This is a genomic window from Bacillus sp. RC251 (assembly GCF_044908765.1).
Classification (GTDB): Bacteria; Bacillota; Bacilli; order Bacillales; family Bacillaceae_G; genus Bacillus_A; species Bacillus_A wiedmannii.
In genome coordinates this window covers 118,310-136,617 of the sequence record NZ_JBIYDP010000009.1, presented here as the reverse complement: position 1 = coordinate 136,617, position 18,308 = coordinate 118,310, and the positions used below count along the sequence as shown (strand labels likewise).

15 protein-coding genes and 5 pseudogenes are annotated in these 18,308 nt (G+C 33.0%); 11 read left to right on the top strand and 9 right to left on the bottom strand.

Going from position 1 to position 18,308, the window contains the following annotated elements; translation table 11 throughout:
- The first annotated feature begins 26 nt into the window (after positions 1-26).
- Positions 27-824, top strand: coding sequence for a cell wall hydrolase (locus ABH961_RS22575; protein ID WP_098122713.1), 798 nt, complete (start codon positions 27-29; stop codon positions 822-824).
- Between the two features lie 728 nt (positions 825-1,552).
- Here ABH961_RS22575 and ABH961_RS22570 read toward each other — a convergent pair.
- The 3 genes from ABH961_RS22570 to ABH961_RS22560 form a co-directional block, all read right to left on the bottom strand.
- Positions 1,553-1,894 (bottom strand): YolD-like family protein, encoded by a 342-nt coding sequence (locus ABH961_RS22570; protein WP_098090893.1) that lies wholly within the window; start codon positions 1,892-1,894, stop codon positions 1,553-1,555.
- Entirely contained in the window at positions 1,891-3,156 is a 1,266-nt protein-coding gene (locus ABH961_RS22565; RefSeq protein WP_404520065.1) for a Y-family DNA polymerase, read from the bottom strand. Before ABH961_RS22565 ends, ABH961_RS22570 begins: the two co-directional genes overlap by 4 nt.
- A 110-nt stretch (positions 3,157-3,266) precedes the next feature.
- Positions 3,267-3,497, bottom strand: coding sequence for a helix-turn-helix domain-containing protein (locus ABH961_RS22560; protein ID WP_000498616.1), 231 nt, complete (start codon positions 3,495-3,497; stop codon positions 3,267-3,269).
- A gap of 291 nt (positions 3,498-3,788) precedes the next feature.
- Between ABH961_RS22560 and ABH961_RS22555 the strand changes: the two genes are divergently transcribed.
- From ABH961_RS22555 to ABH961_RS22545, 3 genes are read left to right on the top strand one after another with little or no spacing between them, the layout of a single operon-like run.
- The gene (locus tag ABH961_RS22555) at positions 3,789-4,109 is read left to right on the top strand and encodes a hypothetical protein (RefSeq protein WP_098090890.1); all 321 of its coding nucleotides are present in this window, start codon (positions 3,789-3,791) and stop codon (positions 4,107-4,109) included.
- 15 nt (positions 4,110-4,124) lie between these two features.
- Positions 4,125-5,291 (top strand): FtsK/SpoIIIE domain-containing protein, encoded by a 1,167-nt coding sequence (locus ABH961_RS22550; protein WP_098122711.1) that lies wholly within the window; start codon positions 4,125-4,127, stop codon positions 5,289-5,291.
- Between the two features lie 22 nt (positions 5,292-5,313).
- Entirely contained in the window at positions 5,314-5,889 is a 576-nt protein-coding gene (locus ABH961_RS22545; protein WP_098069290.1) for a replication-relaxation family protein, read from the top strand.
- Positions 5,890-6,225: 336 nt separating this feature from the next.
- Here the strand turns inward: ABH961_RS22545 and ABH961_RS22540 are convergent.
- A pseudogene (locus ABH961_RS22540) lies at positions 6,226-6,447 on the bottom strand (zinc ribbon domain-containing protein); the annotation flags it as partial.
- Between the two features lie 463 nt (positions 6,448-6,910).
- On the opposite strand from ABH961_RS22540, the gene ABH961_RS22535 reads away from it, so the two are divergent.
- A complete protein-coding gene (locus ABH961_RS22535; RefSeq protein ID WP_404520064.1) occupies positions 6,911-8,725 on the top strand; it encodes an acyltransferase family protein in 1,815 nt (604 codons plus the stop codon).
- A gap of 32 nt (positions 8,726-8,757) precedes the next feature.
- Here the strand turns inward: ABH961_RS22535 and ABH961_RS22530 are convergent.
- Positions 8,758-8,938, bottom strand: a pseudogene (locus ABH961_RS22530) (hypothetical protein); the annotation flags it as partial.
- On the opposite strand from ABH961_RS22530, the pseudogene ABH961_RS22525 reads away from it, so the two are divergent.
- Positions 8,929-9,033 (top strand): annotated as a pseudogene (locus tag ABH961_RS22525) (DUF1093 domain-containing protein); the annotation flags it as partial. The pseudogenes ABH961_RS22530 and ABH961_RS22525 sit on opposite strands and share 10 nt — an antisense overlap.
- 84 nt (positions 9,034-9,117) lie before the next feature.
- Here ABH961_RS22525 and ABH961_RS22520 read toward each other — a convergent pair.
- Positions 9,118-9,240: pseudogene (locus ABH961_RS22520) on the bottom strand (vancomycin resistance histidine kinase VanS); the annotation flags it as partial.
- A gap of 229 nt (positions 9,241-9,469) precedes the next feature.
- Here ABH961_RS22520 and ABH961_RS22515 point away from each other — a divergent pair.
- The gene (locus ABH961_RS22515) at positions 9,470-10,117 is read left to right on the top strand and encodes a lysozyme family protein (protein ID WP_098090885.1); all 648 of its coding nucleotides are present in this window, start codon (positions 9,470-9,472) and stop codon (positions 10,115-10,117) included.
- Positions 10,118-10,412: 295 nt separating this feature from the next.
- On the opposite strand, the gene ABH961_RS22510 is transcribed toward ABH961_RS22515, so the two are convergent.
- Together ABH961_RS22510 and ABH961_RS22505 are read right to left on the bottom strand one after the other, a co-directional pair.
- Positions 10,413-11,861 carry a HAMP domain-containing sensor histidine kinase gene (locus ABH961_RS22510; protein WP_404520062.1) on the bottom strand — a complete coding sequence of 483 codons (1,449 nt, stop codon included), beginning with the start codon at positions 11,859-11,861 and terminating at the stop codon, positions 10,413-10,415.
- Between the two features lie 13 nt (positions 11,862-11,874).
- On the bottom strand, positions 11,875-12,540 hold the full coding sequence (locus ABH961_RS22505; protein WP_098069272.1) for a response regulator transcription factor: 666 nt from the start codon (positions 12,538-12,540) through the stop codon (positions 11,875-11,877).
- A gap of 163 nt (positions 12,541-12,703) precedes the next feature.
- On the opposite strand from ABH961_RS22505, the gene ABH961_RS22500 reads away from it, so the two are divergent.
- The 4 genes and pseudogenes from ABH961_RS22500 to ABH961_RS22485 all read left to right on the top strand — a co-directional run bounded on the left by ABH961_RS22500 (position 12,704) and on the right by ABH961_RS22485 (position 17,284).
- On the top strand, positions 12,704-12,880 hold the full coding sequence (locus ABH961_RS22500) for a hypothetical protein (protein ID WP_176523396.1): 177 nt from the start codon (positions 12,704-12,706) through the stop codon (positions 12,878-12,880).
- Between the two features lie 596 nt (positions 12,881-13,476).
- Positions 13,477-14,669, top strand: a pseudogene (locus ABH961_RS22495) (S1C family serine protease).
- A gap of 498 nt (positions 14,670-15,167) precedes the next feature.
- Positions 15,168-16,589 (top strand): ABC transporter permease, encoded by a 1,422-nt coding sequence (locus tag ABH961_RS22490; RefSeq protein WP_404520060.1) that lies wholly within the window; start codon positions 15,168-15,170, stop codon positions 16,587-16,589.
- A gap of 11 nt (positions 16,590-16,600) precedes the next feature.
- On the top strand, positions 16,601-17,284 hold the full coding sequence (locus ABH961_RS22485) for an ABC transporter ATP-binding protein (protein ID WP_404520059.1): 684 nt from the start codon (positions 16,601-16,603) through the stop codon (positions 17,282-17,284).
- A 292-nt stretch (positions 17,285-17,576) separates the two neighbouring features.
- Here ABH961_RS22485 and ABH961_RS22480 read toward each other — a convergent pair whose 3' ends face one another.
- Positions 17,577-18,044 carry an RsfA family transcriptional regulator gene (locus ABH961_RS22480; RefSeq protein ID WP_404520057.1) on the bottom strand — a complete coding sequence of 156 codons (468 nt, stop codon included), beginning with the start codon at positions 18,042-18,044 and terminating at the stop codon, positions 17,577-17,579.
- Positions 18,045-18,308 lie beyond the last annotated feature (264 nt).

Below are 18,308 nucleotides of genomic sequence, written 5' to 3'. Positions count from 1 at the left end.
TAATAATTTTTAGGAGGCTTTTTTGAATGAAGTTATGTAAGGCGAAAACCTGGTTACCATTATCTGCTGCAATGATTGCAATAGTATCAAATCCAGTAGGGGCTGCGGCTTCAACGGTTTATACGGTTCAAAAGAACGATACCCTAGAAGCAATAAGTAAACAATATGAGGTGTCCGTACAATTACTTAAACAAGCTAATAGCAAAGCAAATGACCAAATTAATATTGGAGAACGTTTAATAATTCCGGTATCGTCAATTGCAAACGAATATGTTCAAAAAAATAATTCAACAGTTTCAACTAATACATATCAAGCAATTTACCAAGTGAAAAGTGGGGATACATTAAGTTCTATATCACAACAATATAAGGTTTCAATACAGTCTATTAAACAAAACAATAACGTAGACGGAAGTCAAATTTTTGTCGGTCAGCACTTAAAGATTGATACTGGTATTTCATTACAAGAAGTGGACTTAATGGCTCGTTTAGTAAATGCAGAAGCAGGAGGAGAACCGCATGCAGGAAAGGTTGCAGTGGCAAAGGTAGTATTAAATCGGGCTAATGCAAATGGTTTTCCAAATACAATTACAGACGTAATTTATGAACCCATTAAAAATGGTTATGCATTTACTCCTGTTACAGACGGTAGAATTAATCAGCCTGCTACACAGGAAGCAAGAATGGCAGTAGAAGAGGCTCTCACTTCAAAAGGAACAAATTCTGATTGGCTTTATTTCTACAATCCCAAAACATCGACTGATAAATGGATTACAACACGTCAAACCGTTGCACAAATTGGAAACCATCTGTTTGCTAAATAAACTAACAGTACATTAATATGTTTCCAATGAGATAAGGAGAGGTTATTTTTGCGTGTAGTTCATTCTCTATTAGCAATATTAGCAGTTATATTTTTAATTTGTGGTGTTATTATTCACGAGTATGTATTGGTGTTTTTGGTAGGGGTTTGTTACATGGTGATAGTAAGTTTTATAATTTCCAGTATACGTAATTGGAAAGAAAATAGAAAGCGTATTTCTATCGTGTATTTTACTTGTGTATTAATATTATTGCTATTAACACTATATCTTTTGTTTGTCACAGTTTATACACGTTCTTTGGAAATATAGTAGTTTTACATCTATATCAAAACCTCTCTGATAATGTTCTTTCTGTGGGTTTGAAATAAATCCACGATGTTTGTAAGAAAGAAGCGAAGCTTTGAACAAAGTTGCGATGCTTTATCTCTTTGATCAAAGAATTTTAAATGCGTTTGGATTGGATTCTTTTGCTTATTGTACAGTTAGTTTTCTATAAAACTTAGATTTTCAAACAACTTTATTTTCATGCTACAGTAGATACTTCCATATGAGTATACTAGCAAAAGAGACTCTATAATGGGGTCTCTTTTACTATAAGATATTTTTGACTCAAGTTTCAATTATTATATCTTTAAAATATAGTTTCATATTCTTAGCTTCGAATTCATTTATTTCAAAGGGGGAGCGCAATCATCACATTTAACATTTATACTTAGCATGGAATTCTTTTATTTTACATCAATAATATCCATGAATTTAAGATTAATTCTGTTATAAAAAGCATCTGTACATAGTATAGAACAATTCAATGGATCAATATCAGTTACGGTCATATAGTTAGTAAGCAAATAGCCATCTTCGTAATATGTAATCAACACCTCTTCTTCAGATAGTAATGAGCATAATAACATGTTCTCGATAAGTTCTTTTTCTTCAGAAGTTAAGATTGGACGTGCTACTTTATTCTGTTCCTTTATAATCTCACGTATACCATCAAATTGTTCTGTCATTGCAGCAAATGGCGTCCATTTCACCATTCCTCTTCCCTTTGGCATATTAGCGTTGTTCATGATTTGTGTCCTCCTAACAATGTGTTTCTGTATCTTGCTGTAGCACTATTTGTATAAGAAATTCCTCTTAATGTGCTGTTCTTACCAAACTTAGTGCGTATTTCATCCATTACCTTCGTTAATTTCATTTCTTTTTCTCGTTGTATTACATTGTCAAAAAGAGATATTTGTTCTTCACCTTCATTGATTAAGTTGATTAAAGAAACATTGATAGATCTAATTGGTTCCCCGGTATAAAACTTATGTAAAAAATATGTACAAATATGATAGATATCCATTGTTAAATTAGTTGGTCGGTTCATAGTGTGAGTTTTTCTGAAACCACCAGCGGAATTTTTACTGTAACCAATGGAAAAATGGATTGTTTGAGCTAGTTTGTTTTGTCTTCTCATCCGATAACAAACTTCCTCGATATGTTCCAGAAGGATAATCGGAAATTCTTCTATTGTGTAATCACGCATGAGTATTTGGCATTTACCAATTGAAGTTGTTGCTGGTATGTATTTTTCTGCAATGCGGCTAAAATCAATGCCGTTGCTATGTAAGTGTAATTCCTCACCAATAACCCCAAAACTTTGTTTTAAGTATTTGAGCGGGTATTGCGCTAAATCTTCGATTGAATATATTCCTTTTCGATTTAACTTTGCTTCTGTTTTACCTGAAATCCCCCAAAACTTACTAAGTGGTCGTATCGGCCATAATTTTATGGGTACATCTTCGTACTTCCAATATGCGATGCAGTCTTGTGTCTTCTTCGCTTCCACATCTAAAGCGATCTTACTCATTAAAGGATTAGGCCCAATCCCAATCGTGCATTCAATTCTTGTTTTCTCATATATTTCACGTTTGAATTTTAACGCGAATTCATATGGCTCATTCGCAAATAGATGGATACTATTTGTAATATCCATGAAGAATTCATCGATGCTGTATTGGTGGAAATCTTCAATAGGAACGTATTGTAAAGCTAATTTTGTTATGTAATTTGAGCATTTGATATAAGTTCCCATAATTGGGTTTACCACAAGAATGTCTTTACGTCGTTGTATTTCGTACAATCTTGCCATTTTCTTAACACCTAATGCCTTTAGTGGTGGTGTTGCAGCTAAAACAATGGAGCCACTCCTGTTTACATCTCCTACTACAGCTAATTTGGTATGAAGTGGGTTTAAGCCCATCTTGATACAGGACACACTTGCATAAAAGCTACGAAGATCTACACATAAAACAATTCGATTTGGCAATATTGAGTAGTCATACACCTTTATTCCCCCTTAAATAAAGGAACGTACGTTCTTATTATATGCGAATATACGTTCTTTTATAAAGGGTTTTTTATAAAAAAATAAAACTGACTCTAGTTAGCCAGTTTTTACATATCCCAAAAGTCGGTGGATTTAACGTTGGGTTTTATTTGCCTAATAACTTTTAAAATCTTTTTCATTACAGTTGGACTAGGTATGTATTCTTTATCATTGCACGCCTTTGAAACTGTAGGACGACTTAATTTCGCGGTCTTTTCTAAATCATTTTGGGTGAAGCCATTCCGATCTAAAAAATTACCTAATTTCGTTCGGTTTTTACCTCCGAATTTCCAAAACACTTAAATCCCTCCTGAACCTATTTTCAACATTGTGGACATAAATGTAAAAAACTATTCGCATAGACGGAAAAAGTTTTTTACATAATGTACAAGCTGTCTACAATATGATGTATCAAAGCAGCTACCACGTTATTTATTAAGGTAGAAGAATACGAGGTTACCAAAGTAAGTTACGAATGATTACCACAGTATTTATCAAGATATCTACCAAGGTAAAACTACCACGGTATTAAGTAGATGAAGCTATGTAATATCTACATTCTAAATTCTGTTTATAAAGGGGGCATTTAAATGCGTGCTAGTAAAGAAACAATTCCTTTTCGCGAGTTTATGGATCGGTCATACAAAGATAAAGAAAAAAAAATACGTAAATACAATTCATTAAGTTCTTTCGCATTCCTTCATATGTCGGATCAGGTATTACATACTTACATTGCATTAGGAGTTATGGGAACGATTTCAATCGGAGCAGTCATGTTAGAAAAGTATTTGGTGCGAAATGACTATATATCCGCAGCTAAATTTGTGAGTGAAGGAATTTATCACGGTATGCGAATTGGTGGAGTATGTCTGATTGGATATGTATTTATTCGCATCTTAATCATGTTTTAAGGAGGGAAGGGAGTAATGAGGATTATAAAGGAGTGGCTTCGTACGCAAAGGTTAAGGAATCAGCTTATGGAGGTGTTCGGAAAAGCAGGTTTATATACGGAACATCAAACACGCGGGGGAAAAGTGCCTATTTATCCAAAGGTACATAATATTTCTTCTTCAAAAGAAAGCGTGAGATATGTATTCACCATACCAAACGGATTAGATCCACAGAAGATTGAAAAGAAGTGGTTTTGTTTCCAGCAAATATTAGGACGGAATATTACAATTGAAGGGGATGTGAAAAAGTTTGTCCTACATGTATTTCATTCGAATGCTGGGCTAAAGCCGTATATTTATTGTTTTAGAGAATGGCAGACACAATTAGAAGGTTACGGTTTACCTGTTGTGGTCGGCAGGGACCAATACGGAAAAATGATTGCGTACGACATGATTGGTTCCAATTCACCGCACTTATTAATCGCAGGAGAAACGGGAAGTGGGAAAAGTAGTATGGTACGTGTTGTACTATCCACACTCATTCAATATATGTCTCCTAATACGTTGCATTTGTATCTTGGTGATTTAAAAAACTCTGAATTTCATTTTTTACGTAGAGTGAAGCATGTAAAAGAAGTTTGTATGGAAGAAATCGAAATGAAAATAATGCTTCAAAAGTTATGGAAGGAAATTAGGGAACGAAGAAAACTTATGGAAGAATATGAAGTTGATCATATTGATGCGTACAACAAATTAAATCCAAATCATCAAAAGCCATATATCCTACTTGCTATTGATGAAGTGGCTATGCTTAAAGATGAAAAAGAGTGTATGTCTACGATTGAAAAGATTTCGGCAGTCGGGCGATCACTTGGAGTTTTTCTTTTGCTTAGCATGCAGAGGCCAGATGCCAAGGTGTTAGATGGTAAGTTAAAACTTAATATGACTGTAAGAATGGGCTTTAAATGTGATAGTGTAATTAATAGTAATATTATGGGTACTCCTGGTTCAGAGTATTTAGAGCAATCTGGCCAAATGATTTTTAAAAGAAATGGATTAAAGAAAGTGCAAGCACCTTACTTGGCATTAAGTAAAGCGAAACAAATTGTTGAATCATATCGTATGGCTAAAGAGGAGAAAATATCTAAAAACTCTCTGCAAAAAGAAATGCCTTTATTCGGGGTGTTAGATGATGAAGAGTAGAGATAAAGGAATTCTGAATGATTTGAAGCAATTTAGATGTATGTCCCGAGACGATATTATTGACTTGCATTTTCAAGGCTTAAAGAATGCGATAACCTGCTGTAATACCGTTATGAAACGATTAAGAAGAGACGGTCATGTTGATGCTAACGTATTGCAACACCCATACATTTATTTTCCGCAACCTAGTTCTATCAGAAAGACGAGTCAAAAAATTCCTCATTTCCTTGGTATTGTGGACGTATACAAACAACTTGTTCATTATGAAAATCCTAAGTTATTTAAAGTGGAACCAAAGTATGGGAAGGAATATATGGAGCCGGATGCTTTTACTATATGGCGTAGGTCGCCATTCTTTATTGAAGTTCAAAGGTCAGTGTACAGTAAAAAGATAATGCAAGATAAGATAAATAGATATGAATTATACTTCCATAGCCAAGAATGGCATAATGAATATTGGCAACCGAAAGCTTCTAAATTTTTCCCTTCAATCCTTATCATTACTGACAAACATTACGATATTCAATCTCCGTATTTCCGTATATTCCAAGCAAATTCTATAGAAAGTTTTATAAATAATTTAGCGGTAAAATCATAAAACAAGATACTTTTTCTTAATTCACATAATTTTCGAAATTAAAACCTTTGGATGTTAATATTTGTTATATAATATACTTGTCAAAGCATTACCCCTGTAGTATTTATGATAAATTTTCAAGATAGTTTGTGTATCTCGTATATTCACCTTAAACGAAAAGAACTTGTAGAGATTCCTACAAGTTCTTTTTGTTGTTCTTATAAACACGAAAATCCCCTTCTTTACTCCCAGTAATTTTACTTTATCAAGATTATCCCCTTATTGAACTACTCCCACTGTTATCTCGTATAGACGAGGACAATTAATAAGTAAGGGGCTCAATCGAATTCTCACTTATTAGTAGGTTATCACCATAGTTATTGTGGTTAGAAGCCTTATCGCTTCATTCTTCCAATTGATACTTGCGGAAATCTCCCGATTATGGTGTGTACAACAAGAAGAGTAATCCCATTTTCGTATGTTTAGATTAGTAACGTCTTGGTTTTGATATCCATAACAAAAACATAATTGATTTGAAGGAAATGTTTCCGATACGATAATGGTTTGTTTGCTATACCATTACGCTATCAAGCTAACAAAGAAATTTAAAATATTAATGAGGATTTTTTTAAAATGGAGACGCTTTATCAGTAAGAGAAATATGTAATTATACATATCCCTTTTTTTATAATGTTTTTATATATAAAATCCTTTACATGTGCATTATCGATTATATTCAAAATGTCACAGTCCTTGATATGTCTGTAAAAACGTATCAAAATTTTACTTTAAGACACACGGTATATAAATTTTTGATTGGGCAAATTCCTCTTTTTTAGGAAGAGGAAAAACACCTACTATAAAAATTTGCACAACAGAGCCAGATAACGTGATAAAGTATGTATTGCTGTGCATGTAAATATCAAAAAAAGCCTTACAGAATGATGTTTGTAATGGTTTAGCTTATACGATTTTAGGAAATTAATAGCATTTTATGACGTTATTATTTACCTAGTTTCCAAGAAATAGAGGTGAATGTAGGATGACTAAACCTTTTAAAAAAAATAGTCGTTATATGGTAGGGTTGGACAGTCTAAGGGGTCTAGCTATACTAGGTGTTATTTTGTATCATATTAATTTTAATTGGATGCCTGGAGGGTTTTTAGGAGTTACAGTATTTTTTGTACTTTCAGGTTATTTAATTACAGATATTCTAGCCATGGAGTGGAAGAGAAATAAGAGAATTGATTTGAAAAAGTTCTGGCTTAGTAGGGCAAGAAGATTGCTTCCAGGAATGCTTGTTATGCTCGTTATAACATTGGCATGGATTACGATTTTTCATAGCTCTTTACTTGAAAAAATGCGTGGAGATTCATTAGCGGCATTATTTTATGTTAGTAACTGGTGGTATATTTATCATAAATTATCGTACTTTGATAATTTTAACCAGATTTCTCCATTAAATCATTTTTGGTCGTTAGCAGTCGAGGAACAATTCTATGTTGTCTGGCCGTTTATTATTAGTTTAGGACTTTACTACATAAAAAAACAATCTCGTATGATTTTATTGATTTGTCTAGGAGCATTTGCTTCAGCTTTGGCAATGGCAATTTTGTATGAACCTGGAGTTGATCCGAGCAGAATATATTATGGTACAGATACGAGGGCCTTTTCCTTACTTATCGGAGCGGTACTTGCTTTAGTTTGGCCAAGCAATAGGCTTGCTAATAAAATTATCCCGAAGGCGCGTTTCATCCTTGATATAGTGGGGGGCATTGCTCTTATTATTATTTTGGTTATGTTTTGGAAGACCAATCAATATGATCCATTTCTATACAAGGGAGGAATGGTTCTCTTATCAATTGCAACAGCATTGTTAGTGGCAAATCTAGCTCATCCAGCTAGTCGCATTGCTCAATTTTTACGATTTAGACCTTTACGTTGGGTAGGGGTAATATCGTATGGCATATATCTCTGGCATTATCCAATTCTCACATTAACGACTCCAAAAGTAAATACGGGGGATTTTTCAATAATAAGAGCAATCCTTCAATTTCTTTTAATAATATTGATCGCGCAAATTTCATGGAAGTTTATCGAAAAACCAATCCGACAAGGTGCGCTCCGGAACATTCAGTTTAAGAACTTAAGACTTCAAAATGTCACTTTAGGTGTTAAGTTAGCTTTAGTTTGTTCATTATTCTTTTCGTCAATAGCAGTCGTAGGATTATCAAAAGCTAGTAAGGCTAAGGAGAATTCTCAACAAGATAAGGTGGAAGTAGCACAAACACAACCGGCGCCACATCCAGTTGCAGTTTGGGAAAATCCAAATCAAGAGACGCCTCAAAAACAAGGGGAATCAAGAGAAGTAAATTCTGCGCAACCTAAAAGTTCACTCACAGTTACTGCGATAGGCGATTCCGTTATGATTGATATTACTCCGTATTTAAAAAATACTTTTTCTGATATTAGGATTGATGCGCAAATTGGTCGCCAGCTGTCAAAAGCGATTCCGGTAGTTGAACAGTTAAAATATGAAGGGAATTTAGGAAACTATGTCATTATTGGATTAGGTACAAATGGAGCCTTTACTACTGAGCAACTTGTTTCATTAATAAAAGTAATTGGAAACGAACGTAAAATCATATTTATTAATACGAGAGTACCACGTCCGTGGGAATCAATCGTGAATGAGAGACTGAAAGTAACGGCATCTGAATATCCGAATGTAACTCTAGTTGATTGGTATGCAGCAAGTGCTGGAAAGAAAGACTACTTTGCACCTGACGGTGTGCATTTAACCAAAGTAGGTGCAGAAGCATACGCAGCACTTGTAGCCAAAGCGGTGAATCAATAATTAGTTATATTTTTTAAAATTCTTTTGCAAAGTTAGCTAAAATATAAAAGATTTATGTTTGGGGAAATTAAATTTTTTGCGTTTATCAATAATTCCTGTAATTCATTATACGTTGAAAAAGCGAAGATTGGTCGAAGACTTCGCTTTTTTATATGGGACATGAATGGTTTCGATGCCTTTTACTATACATGAGGCATAACGAAGGTTTTGATAAGGAAGGTAAAGAAAAGGAGTTCGAATTTATTGTACAAAAGAATCTTCGTAAAGAAGCATTCCTACGTGTATATCACTCAGATAAAAAAGGTGTGAAATAATCAGTTATTTGTGACGGCGGATTCCCCTGCGTGAAGGGTTCGCCGTTTTTTCTTATATTTTATTCTGTAGTTTTTTATATAAAGTATATTAAAAAGACAGGGGAAATCTTCTTCTGGAATAATATCTCCATAATTAATGACTTGTAAGATAACCTCTCGATTATCACTATATCCATTCATATCAACAAGTTGTCCCACATATTTGTTTGTACCAATACCTTTTTAAAGTACGCTAAAAAATGCCCTTTATCTTATCTTTATCTTATCTTTATCTTATCTTTACTTTATCTTTAAATTTTTATAATAAACTTTAAACCTTAAAGTATTGAGGTTTGAGTCTAAAAAGGGGCGGGAGATAGATGAACATTACATATTTTGTGAATAACCAATTACCTTTGAAAAATAGAATTTCTTATACGAGGAGGAATATATGAAGAATACGAGTAAAATACAAATTATTATATTATCCTTTATTAGTATTTTAGGTTTAGGAATAATGCTTGGAATATTATACCTTAATCATAAAACCAATATTCAACAAAATAAAGCGCTTGCGACCGAAAAACGTTTATTGCAATATGAGCCCACCTTGAAAAAAGAATTAGAAAAATATGATTTAGGAGGGAAAACTGCAGTTTTGTTAGGAATTATGTACCAAGAGAGTAGAGGTGAGGGCAACGACCCTATGCAGTCTTCTGAGTCACTTGGATTAAAGCCAAATGAAATTCAAGAGACAAGCTTAAGCATTAAACAAGGGGTAAAACACTTTGCTAAAATGTACAAATATGGAACGGAAAAAGATGTTAGCATGGATACAATTATTCAAAGTTATAATATGGGGCCAGGGTATATTGATTTTATTGCTAGTCAAGAAGTTAAACAACACTCGGAAGATTCGGCCAAAAAGTTTTCTAAGATGAAAGTTGATCAAAATCCAGAGATGTACACTTGTGGTGGAAATAAAAATAATTTTAGGTATCCATATTGCTATGGTGATTTCACATATGCCAAAAAGGTGAATGAAAAAACAAAACTTATTGAAGAACTTCTTCGAAATGTACAAGCCCCTTCTAAATAAGCTGTATAATGATACTGTCAGTCATCAACAATAAAATATTTCAATGTAAATTATACTTTAAATAATTTTTTTGTTTATATTTTTGTTATGTTCAGTTGCAGGATTCTTATAATAAGGGACCGCAATATAGCTATTAGGCTAACAATACAAAATATCCCCTAAAATAAAAGAACTTTATTTTTTCTGAGAAATCATTGGAAAAGATAACATTTTTTTATCGGTGTGACGATATCCTATATGAAAAATCTCAATCTTATTTCTATAAGGGGAAATAAGATTGAGACTTTTTTGTTATTTATTTTATGGACAATGGAATGGTAATCAAAAATTGCACGCCTTGCTTTGTATTACTCATAGAATACGTGATAAAAAGGGATTCGAAAATTTGTTTTACAATATATAACCCTAATCCACTCCCTCCCGTATTTCGATTTCTTGACTTTTCGATTCGATAAAATGGTTTGAAAATATGTTGTATATCTTCTTCTTTTATTTTGACACCTGTATTGATAACTCGCATTTGGATGTTGTTGTGTTTAGAATTCTTTGTTAACTGTATATAGACTTTTTCGTTATATGGTGAATACATAATCGCATTATGAATGATGTTTTTACAAGCTTTTTCTAAAAGAACACAATCCGTATAAACAAAAATGTCAGAGTCGACCTCTTTTTTTATCTGAATGCTTTTTTGAGAAGCAAAAAATTCGAGATTTTTTGTAATTTTATCTATTGATTTTGAAAGATTTACTTCTGCCAATTGAAGTTTAAAGGTATGTTGTTCTAATTTTGACATACTTAAAATCTCGCGAACCAATTGTTCTAGACTTTCAATTATTTGATAATTTTTCTTTAAATATTGGTCACGATTTTGATAAGGGCCGATATTATAGATCATTCCTTCTGAGTATCCTTTCATAACAGTAAGAGGAGTTTTTAATTCATGTGCTACAATAGCAAAGAATTCCCTTCGCTTTGTTTCTATTTCTCTTTCTTTTTCAATATCACTTTTCAATTGCTGATTCGCTTTTTGTAAATCAAAAATTGCCTGTTGTAAATTTATGGACATATCATTCAAGCTATTAGATAATTCCCCTAATTCATCCATAGAACGAACCTCAATTTTTTCGGAGAAATCCAAGTTTGCCATCTTTTGTGCACCTTCATTAATATAAATAAGTGGTTTAGTAATAAACCTTGAATAGAGATAAGCACTTCCTAAACCAATGACCAGTACAATGATACTAATATAGGGTAGAAAAAGTATCAAGACCTGTGAAGCTTCATCGATCGGTTGAAATGTTGCGAACACTACAAGCGTTAAGTTAACATCTTGGAATTGTATTGGCTTGGTAACCTCATATGAATTACGAGATTGATTCAAACCCTTTATTGGTACTGTTGTAACAAAACCTTTTGCTGGAGTAGCCCCCTGAGTAGTACTCCCTTGAATAGTACTTTGAAGAAAAGGATAATAAATAAGCCTTCCCTCATTATCTTGAAGGTATATCATTGCATTATTTTTTTGTGCGTATTCATCAACAAGTGGTGTTGCATTTTGAAGCGTAAGATCTTTAGATTTATCAATTATTTCTTCGATTCCCGTTTGAAGCTGATCTGTTTTGTATTGCTCATAAAATTTAGGGAGAAAGAAGTATAAAGTTACATAAATCAAGGTTGCAAAGGCTAACAAAATGAGGGATGTAGTCATAAAGAGTTTATAGGTAATTTTCTTCATCTTCATGATTTTTACAATCCTATTCATCGATTTTATAACCAATGCCCTTTACTGTTTTAATATAGGGTATATCTAATTTTTTTCGTATGTTTTTCATATGCGTATCAATCATTCGTGTGTCTCCGGCATACTCATATCCCCAAATTTTTTCTACGATATTTTCTCTTGTGAGTACCTTTTTTTCATTTTGAAGTAGTAGTTGCAAAATTTCAAATTCTTTTGTCGTTAAGGGAACTTCAACTTTATTTACATATACTTTATATGCATCGCCATCAACATGTAGTTCTCTAAATACAAAATGATTATCCGTACCTTGATTATTACTTCTTCTCAGTACTGCTTCGACTCGTCTCATCAAAACATGAAAAGAAAAAGGTTTCGTAATATAATCATCGATTCCAAGATCAAATCCTTTCATTTGATCTTGTTCCTCTTCTAGCGCAGTTAGCATAATAATTGGTATATTTGAATGACTTCGAATCATTTTGGCAACTTCAAATCCATTCAGGTTTGGCATCATCACATCTAGAAGAATTAAATCGAAGGATTGCTTATTAAATTGTTTCATGCCCTCTAATCCATCTGATGCAACTATAACTTTATACTGTTGTGTCATTAAAAATTGTTTGATTAATTCTTGTATTTCTTGATCATCTTCTACCACCAGAATGTGATAGTTCTTCATAATATCACCTCTTGTAGTCATTATAACCTTCCAATCTGGAGTTGATGTGGAGACGTATTAGAAATAATATAAAAACTTCACAAGAAAACTACATGTATTTCAAATCAGCTCCAGATGCATGAGATAGGTTATATACATAACAAGACAGAGGGAGGTAATTAAGATGTCACTGGAAGCAGACATCATTCTTTCTTTATTAGATGTACAACTGTGGATGGCCCCTTATTCGAATAATAGACGCATAAAAGAGAAAAAACAAAAATTGAAATCAGCATCGTACTTAAATAAATACACAAGTGTAAATAAAAGAAAACTATATAAGTCTAGTGAACAAAAATAGAGAGAATCAAATCGATTCTTTTTTTTGGATTCAATAACTAGGTACTGAAAATCTTTACTATAACTCTAGATTAGCTCCATATAGAATACAGATTAAGTTTGTATGATACATGTACCAAATAGAAAGGAATGATACATGATGTTGACGGCTTACACAATCTATCAAATTTTATCCCTCCCTTCTTTTTTACAAATAAAATTATTATCATCCATCCTCACAGGAATGCTAGGCCCTAAGTTTTTAACAAAAGAATAAATAAGCCAGTGGATGTTTAGTGTCACTTGTTTTCACTTTTTTGCAAAATACCTTTATAAACATGCATGCTACTATGCACATTGAATTCCTTATTTGATGAGAGACAAATAGTTTTTTTTTTTTAGAAAAAAGCTTGAAACGAATTTGAATATCGTTATAAATATATTCATGTAAATCCAAATGTAATGTTACCCTTACGAAAAAACAGTTGATTTATGTCTAAACCAAGCCTAAAGGTGAAATTTTTTCTTTTTGAAATGGTGATTCCTAAATATCGCATTAATACATCGTAATTCAAATATAAAGGTAAGAAAATTTAATTAAAATTAAAGGAGAAAGGGATGTTCACAATGGGACATTATGATACAAATCAAACAGAAAACTATAGGAATAAAGCCTATAAAAAAACAGGGTATTTTTTCACAGGATTAATTGGTGCAATGATTGGTGCACTGACCATTGGATTGACCACCCCTTATATAAATGAAATCAAAGGAAATACAGGCCGATCTCCTCAACATAATGAAGTAAATCAGGTTACGCCGACCACTTACAAGCCAGAAGCTGTGAGCAATCTTCAAAATATGATTGAATCTGCAAAAGAAGTTGTCGTAGGTGTCATTAACTATAAACAAAATACAGATTCATTTAATACGCAAGAGCAATCAGAAGAAGCTGGTTCGGGATCAGGGGTCATATATAAAAAAATGGCAATAAGGCTTTTATTGTTACAAATAATCATGTGATAGACGGCGCGAATAATGTAGAAGTGAAATTGAATAATGGTAAAAAGGTTCCTGCTAAAGTAGTAGGGACAGATCCATTATTGGATTTAGCGGTATTAGAAATTGAAGGGGCAGATGTAAAAAGAGTGGCAACACTAGGAGACTCAGAAAAAATTCGGACAGGAGAAACTGTAATAGCCATTGGGAATCCATTGGGGCTAGAAGGCAGTGTAACAAAGGGGATTATTAGTAGCAAGGAACGAGAAATACCTGTTAGTACACTTGGAAATCAACAAGTGGATTGGCAAGCACAGGTAATTCAAACAGATGCAGCTATTAATCCTGGGAATAGTGGAGGAGCTTTATTTAATGAACAGGGTGAAGTCATTGGAATTAATTCGAGTAAAATTGCACAACAGGCTGTTGAAGGAATTGGATTTGCAATTCCGATTCATATAGCCAAAACGACCCTAGAGTCTCTTGAGAAAGACGGAACAGTTAAACGTCCAATGATGGGTGTACAGTTATTAGATGTGGAGGAAATGACAGATTCTGCACGTAATCAATTAAAATTACCAAAAGAGATATCAAATGGTGCAGTATTGGGGAATATCTCAAATCAATCACCAGCAGAAAAAGGTGGATTGCAACAATATGATGTTGTGATTGCATTAGATGGACAAAAAATAGAAAATGTCGTTCAATTCCGTAAATATTTATATGAAAAGAAAAAATTGGGGGATACAATTAAAGTAACAGTTTATCGAAATGGTGAAAAACTAACAAAAAACGTGAAATTAACGGATTAAACAAGTGCTGCTTAAAAATATAGCCACCTTTCGGTGGTTTTTTATATGTACTTTTTGTGTGGGTACTAGATATATCAGAGGTGGTAAATGTGATGAAGCAAAAAGAATGCCCACATTGTTATTCCATGCAGGAGGCTAATTTTCCAGCTATAGTATCCCATCCTGTACTGTATGGGTCATAAATAAAGGGGGTATCCCGTGTTTGTATTCCTTCCTCAAGTTAATCAGTTGGTGACTGATATTTTATATCTATTATTATTATTATTATTATTATTATTCCGTTTTTCCTCCTTCCACATTAAATGGACTGACTCCTTACCAATGTTCAAAATCGATTACGTATTTTAATTTGTGTTCCAGTTTTTCTTGACTATATTAACGAATCACTACATATGCACTCCAGATAAGCCCTAATATCTTTAGATAATCTACTGAATATCTTCATATAAACTCCAGATAGTGTATTTAGAATAACAACTATCAAGGAGGTTAGGAAAAATGAATTTTATAAAACGTGCAATTCTCAGTATGAAAAAAAGAATAGGAACATCATTAATTTTGATGGCAGTCTTTCTGATTGTTACAAACTTAGTGCTGGCAGGATTCGCAATCCAAAATGCATCAAAAAAAGCTGCTGATTCAGCAAGAAAAAAACTGGGTGCTGATGTTACTTTAAGTCTTGATTTTGATAAATTAGGAAAACAAGCAAGGGAAACTGGAGAAGCGCCTAATCCGCCGCATCTCAATACAAAAGAAACAGATCAATTAGCGAAGTCAAAGCATGTAAAAGACTATAATTATATAACCCATAATTTCGGAATTGCAGATGGATTTAAATTAGTAGGAGTTTCAGAAGGAGAAGGAAAAGGAAAAGGTAGCGTGGCAATGGTGGGAGGATCAGGTTCAGGTACAGAAATAGATATGAATTCTTCTCTTATGATAGAAGGAGTTCGCAAGGCTTTATTACAAGAAAGCTTTAAAAATGGAAAAAATAAAATCGTTGATGGAAAACCAATTACAGAACAGATGCAAGATCAGAATGTAGCTTTAATGGAAAAACGATTAGCGGAACAAAACAATTTGAAAGTAGGAGATAAAGTTAAAGTTCAATCAGGGGATAAGAAGGAAACTCTTGAAATTGAAATTATCGGTATTTACGAAACGAATGAGCAACCAATGGGTCAAAATCCCCCTCCTATGATGAATCCAGCTAATAAACTATATATGCCTCACTCTACTTTAAAAAAATTAGAAACAGGTGAAGGTATTAGTAGCATTCAGGTCGTGTACTTCTTGAACGATCCAGAATACATTGATGTATTTAAAAAAGAAGCAAAAAAATCTGATATTGATTTTAATTTTTATAAATTAGATGCACATGATTCATTGTACAAACAAATGATTGGTCCTATCGAAAATATCTCTTCTACGTCTCAAGTGATTATCTATATGGTATCTATTGCAGGTGCGATTATCTTAGGGTTAATCATTATGTTATCGATTAAAGCACGTCGTAAGGAAATGGGGATTTTATTATCTATTGGAGAGAAAAAATGGAAACTGATGGCGCAGTTCGTAGTAGAAGTAGTATGTATTGCTATTTTAGCATTTGGATTATCCTTAACAACAGGAGCTAAAGTTTCTCAATTCGTAGGGGATAACTTACTTTCGAGTGAAATTGCTACAGCAAGCGAAGAAAAAGACAATTCACAAAATGGTAGTGTAATGATGGTTGGAGCTGGTGGTACTCCACAAAACCAAAATGAAGATCCAATTGATAAAATTGATGTAAGTGTAACAGGAGAGGATTTAGGGAAAATGGGGGGGATTGGACTGACTATTGCTATATTAGCAACGCTTCTTCCAGCATTATCTATTCTACGCTTAAATCCAAAACAAATTCTTTTAAAAGATGAATAAGGAGGCTCGATATGGAGACGATTTTACAATTTAAAAACTTAGATTATTATTATGAAAGTAACGGGAAAAAAGTAACGATACTAGATAATGTTAATTTTTCTTTTCAAAAAGGGCATTTTTACACGATTTTAGGGCCCTCTGGATCTGGCAAAACCACAACTCTTAGCTTAGGTTGTGGGCTGGACATACCTAAAAACGGTTATGTACTATATAATGGCAAGGATATTCGAAAAATTGGTTTGGATCGATACCGTAATCAAAATGTATCCGTAATTTTCCAATCGTATAATTTGATTACCTATATGACTGCTCTTCAGAATGTACTAACGGCAATGGAAATTACAGGTGTGAAGGTACATAATAAAAAAGCAAGAGCATTAGAATTATTAGAGAAGGTAGGACTCACAGAAGTAGAAGCGAAACGAAATGTCTTGCAACTAAGTGGTGGACAACAACAACGTGTAGCAATTGCTCGAGCACTATCTTGCAATGTCGATTTACTTATTGCTGATGAACCAACAGGAAACCTTGATGGAGAAACAGCAAATGAAATTATTGAGTTGTTTCAGGAGCTCGCTCATCAAGAGGATAAATGTGTAATTGTAGTTACACATTCACAAGAAGTTGCAAAAAAATCGGATCGAGCAGTTTATTTAAGTAAAAAGAAGTTAGTAGTAAACGAAATTAATAGCTAAGAAAAAAGCTACTTTCATTATTAATTAACAAAATTTTCAAAAATCAAATCTATGGATGTTAATATTTGTTATATAATATATTTGTCAAAGCATTACCCCTGTAGTTTCTGTGATGAATCTGTAAGAAAGTTTGTTTGTCCCGTATATTCATCTGAAACTAAAAAGAACTTGTAGAGATTCCTACAAGTTCTTTTTGTTTTAAGGATTAAATGTAGAGATAAAATATAGTTGCGATTTTTTGAGGAGGAAAAGCAAATGTTTATAGAAATAAAAAAGTTAATTGGCTTCTTTTTTAATCGGCTATAATTAAATTTCTTGTTTTATCGATATGATTAAGTAACATATGATACTCTTCTTCATACATAGTTACACGTTGTGAAAGGGAGGAATTCTCTGCTTCTAAATATGCAATTTGATTCTGTAAAGTTGTTAATTCATTTATTTCTTTATAATTTTTTAGAAACGTAATAATGTCATCTAATGTAATAGATAAAGAGTTTGTTGCTTTTTGGGGGTGGGAGGGAGAAATGTTATTTTCCGCTTTTCGATTTTGTTTTGCTTGTTGTATTTCTTCTTCGTATTGTTTTCGCAAGTAAGAGTTCCAACGAAATCCGCAAACAGCAGGAGTTCTGGCCAATTGTTTAGCTACTTCTTTAAATGCAGCTAACTGTGTTCCACCGTTCTGAATATATTGAAGTACTATTGTTGCAAGAAGTAAATCGTTATCGTTAGTCCAGGAATCTTGTCTTGAAATTACCACTTTTCAATCCCCCATATATGTTTTTTATTACATATATGCAATTACTTAAAATGATAGAAGCTCAACTTCTCTTTAGATAATTAGGAGTAAATTAATAGAAGTATGTATTTTTAAAAATGCGAAATTGCATAAAAAATAAGGTTGACTATTTACTACGACTGTAACTATAATGGTTACATCTTAACAACTGAATTAATAGATTTGATGACATGAATTAGTTGTATTAGTGATGTATTAGCAATTATTAAAAATGAATGGAGTTGA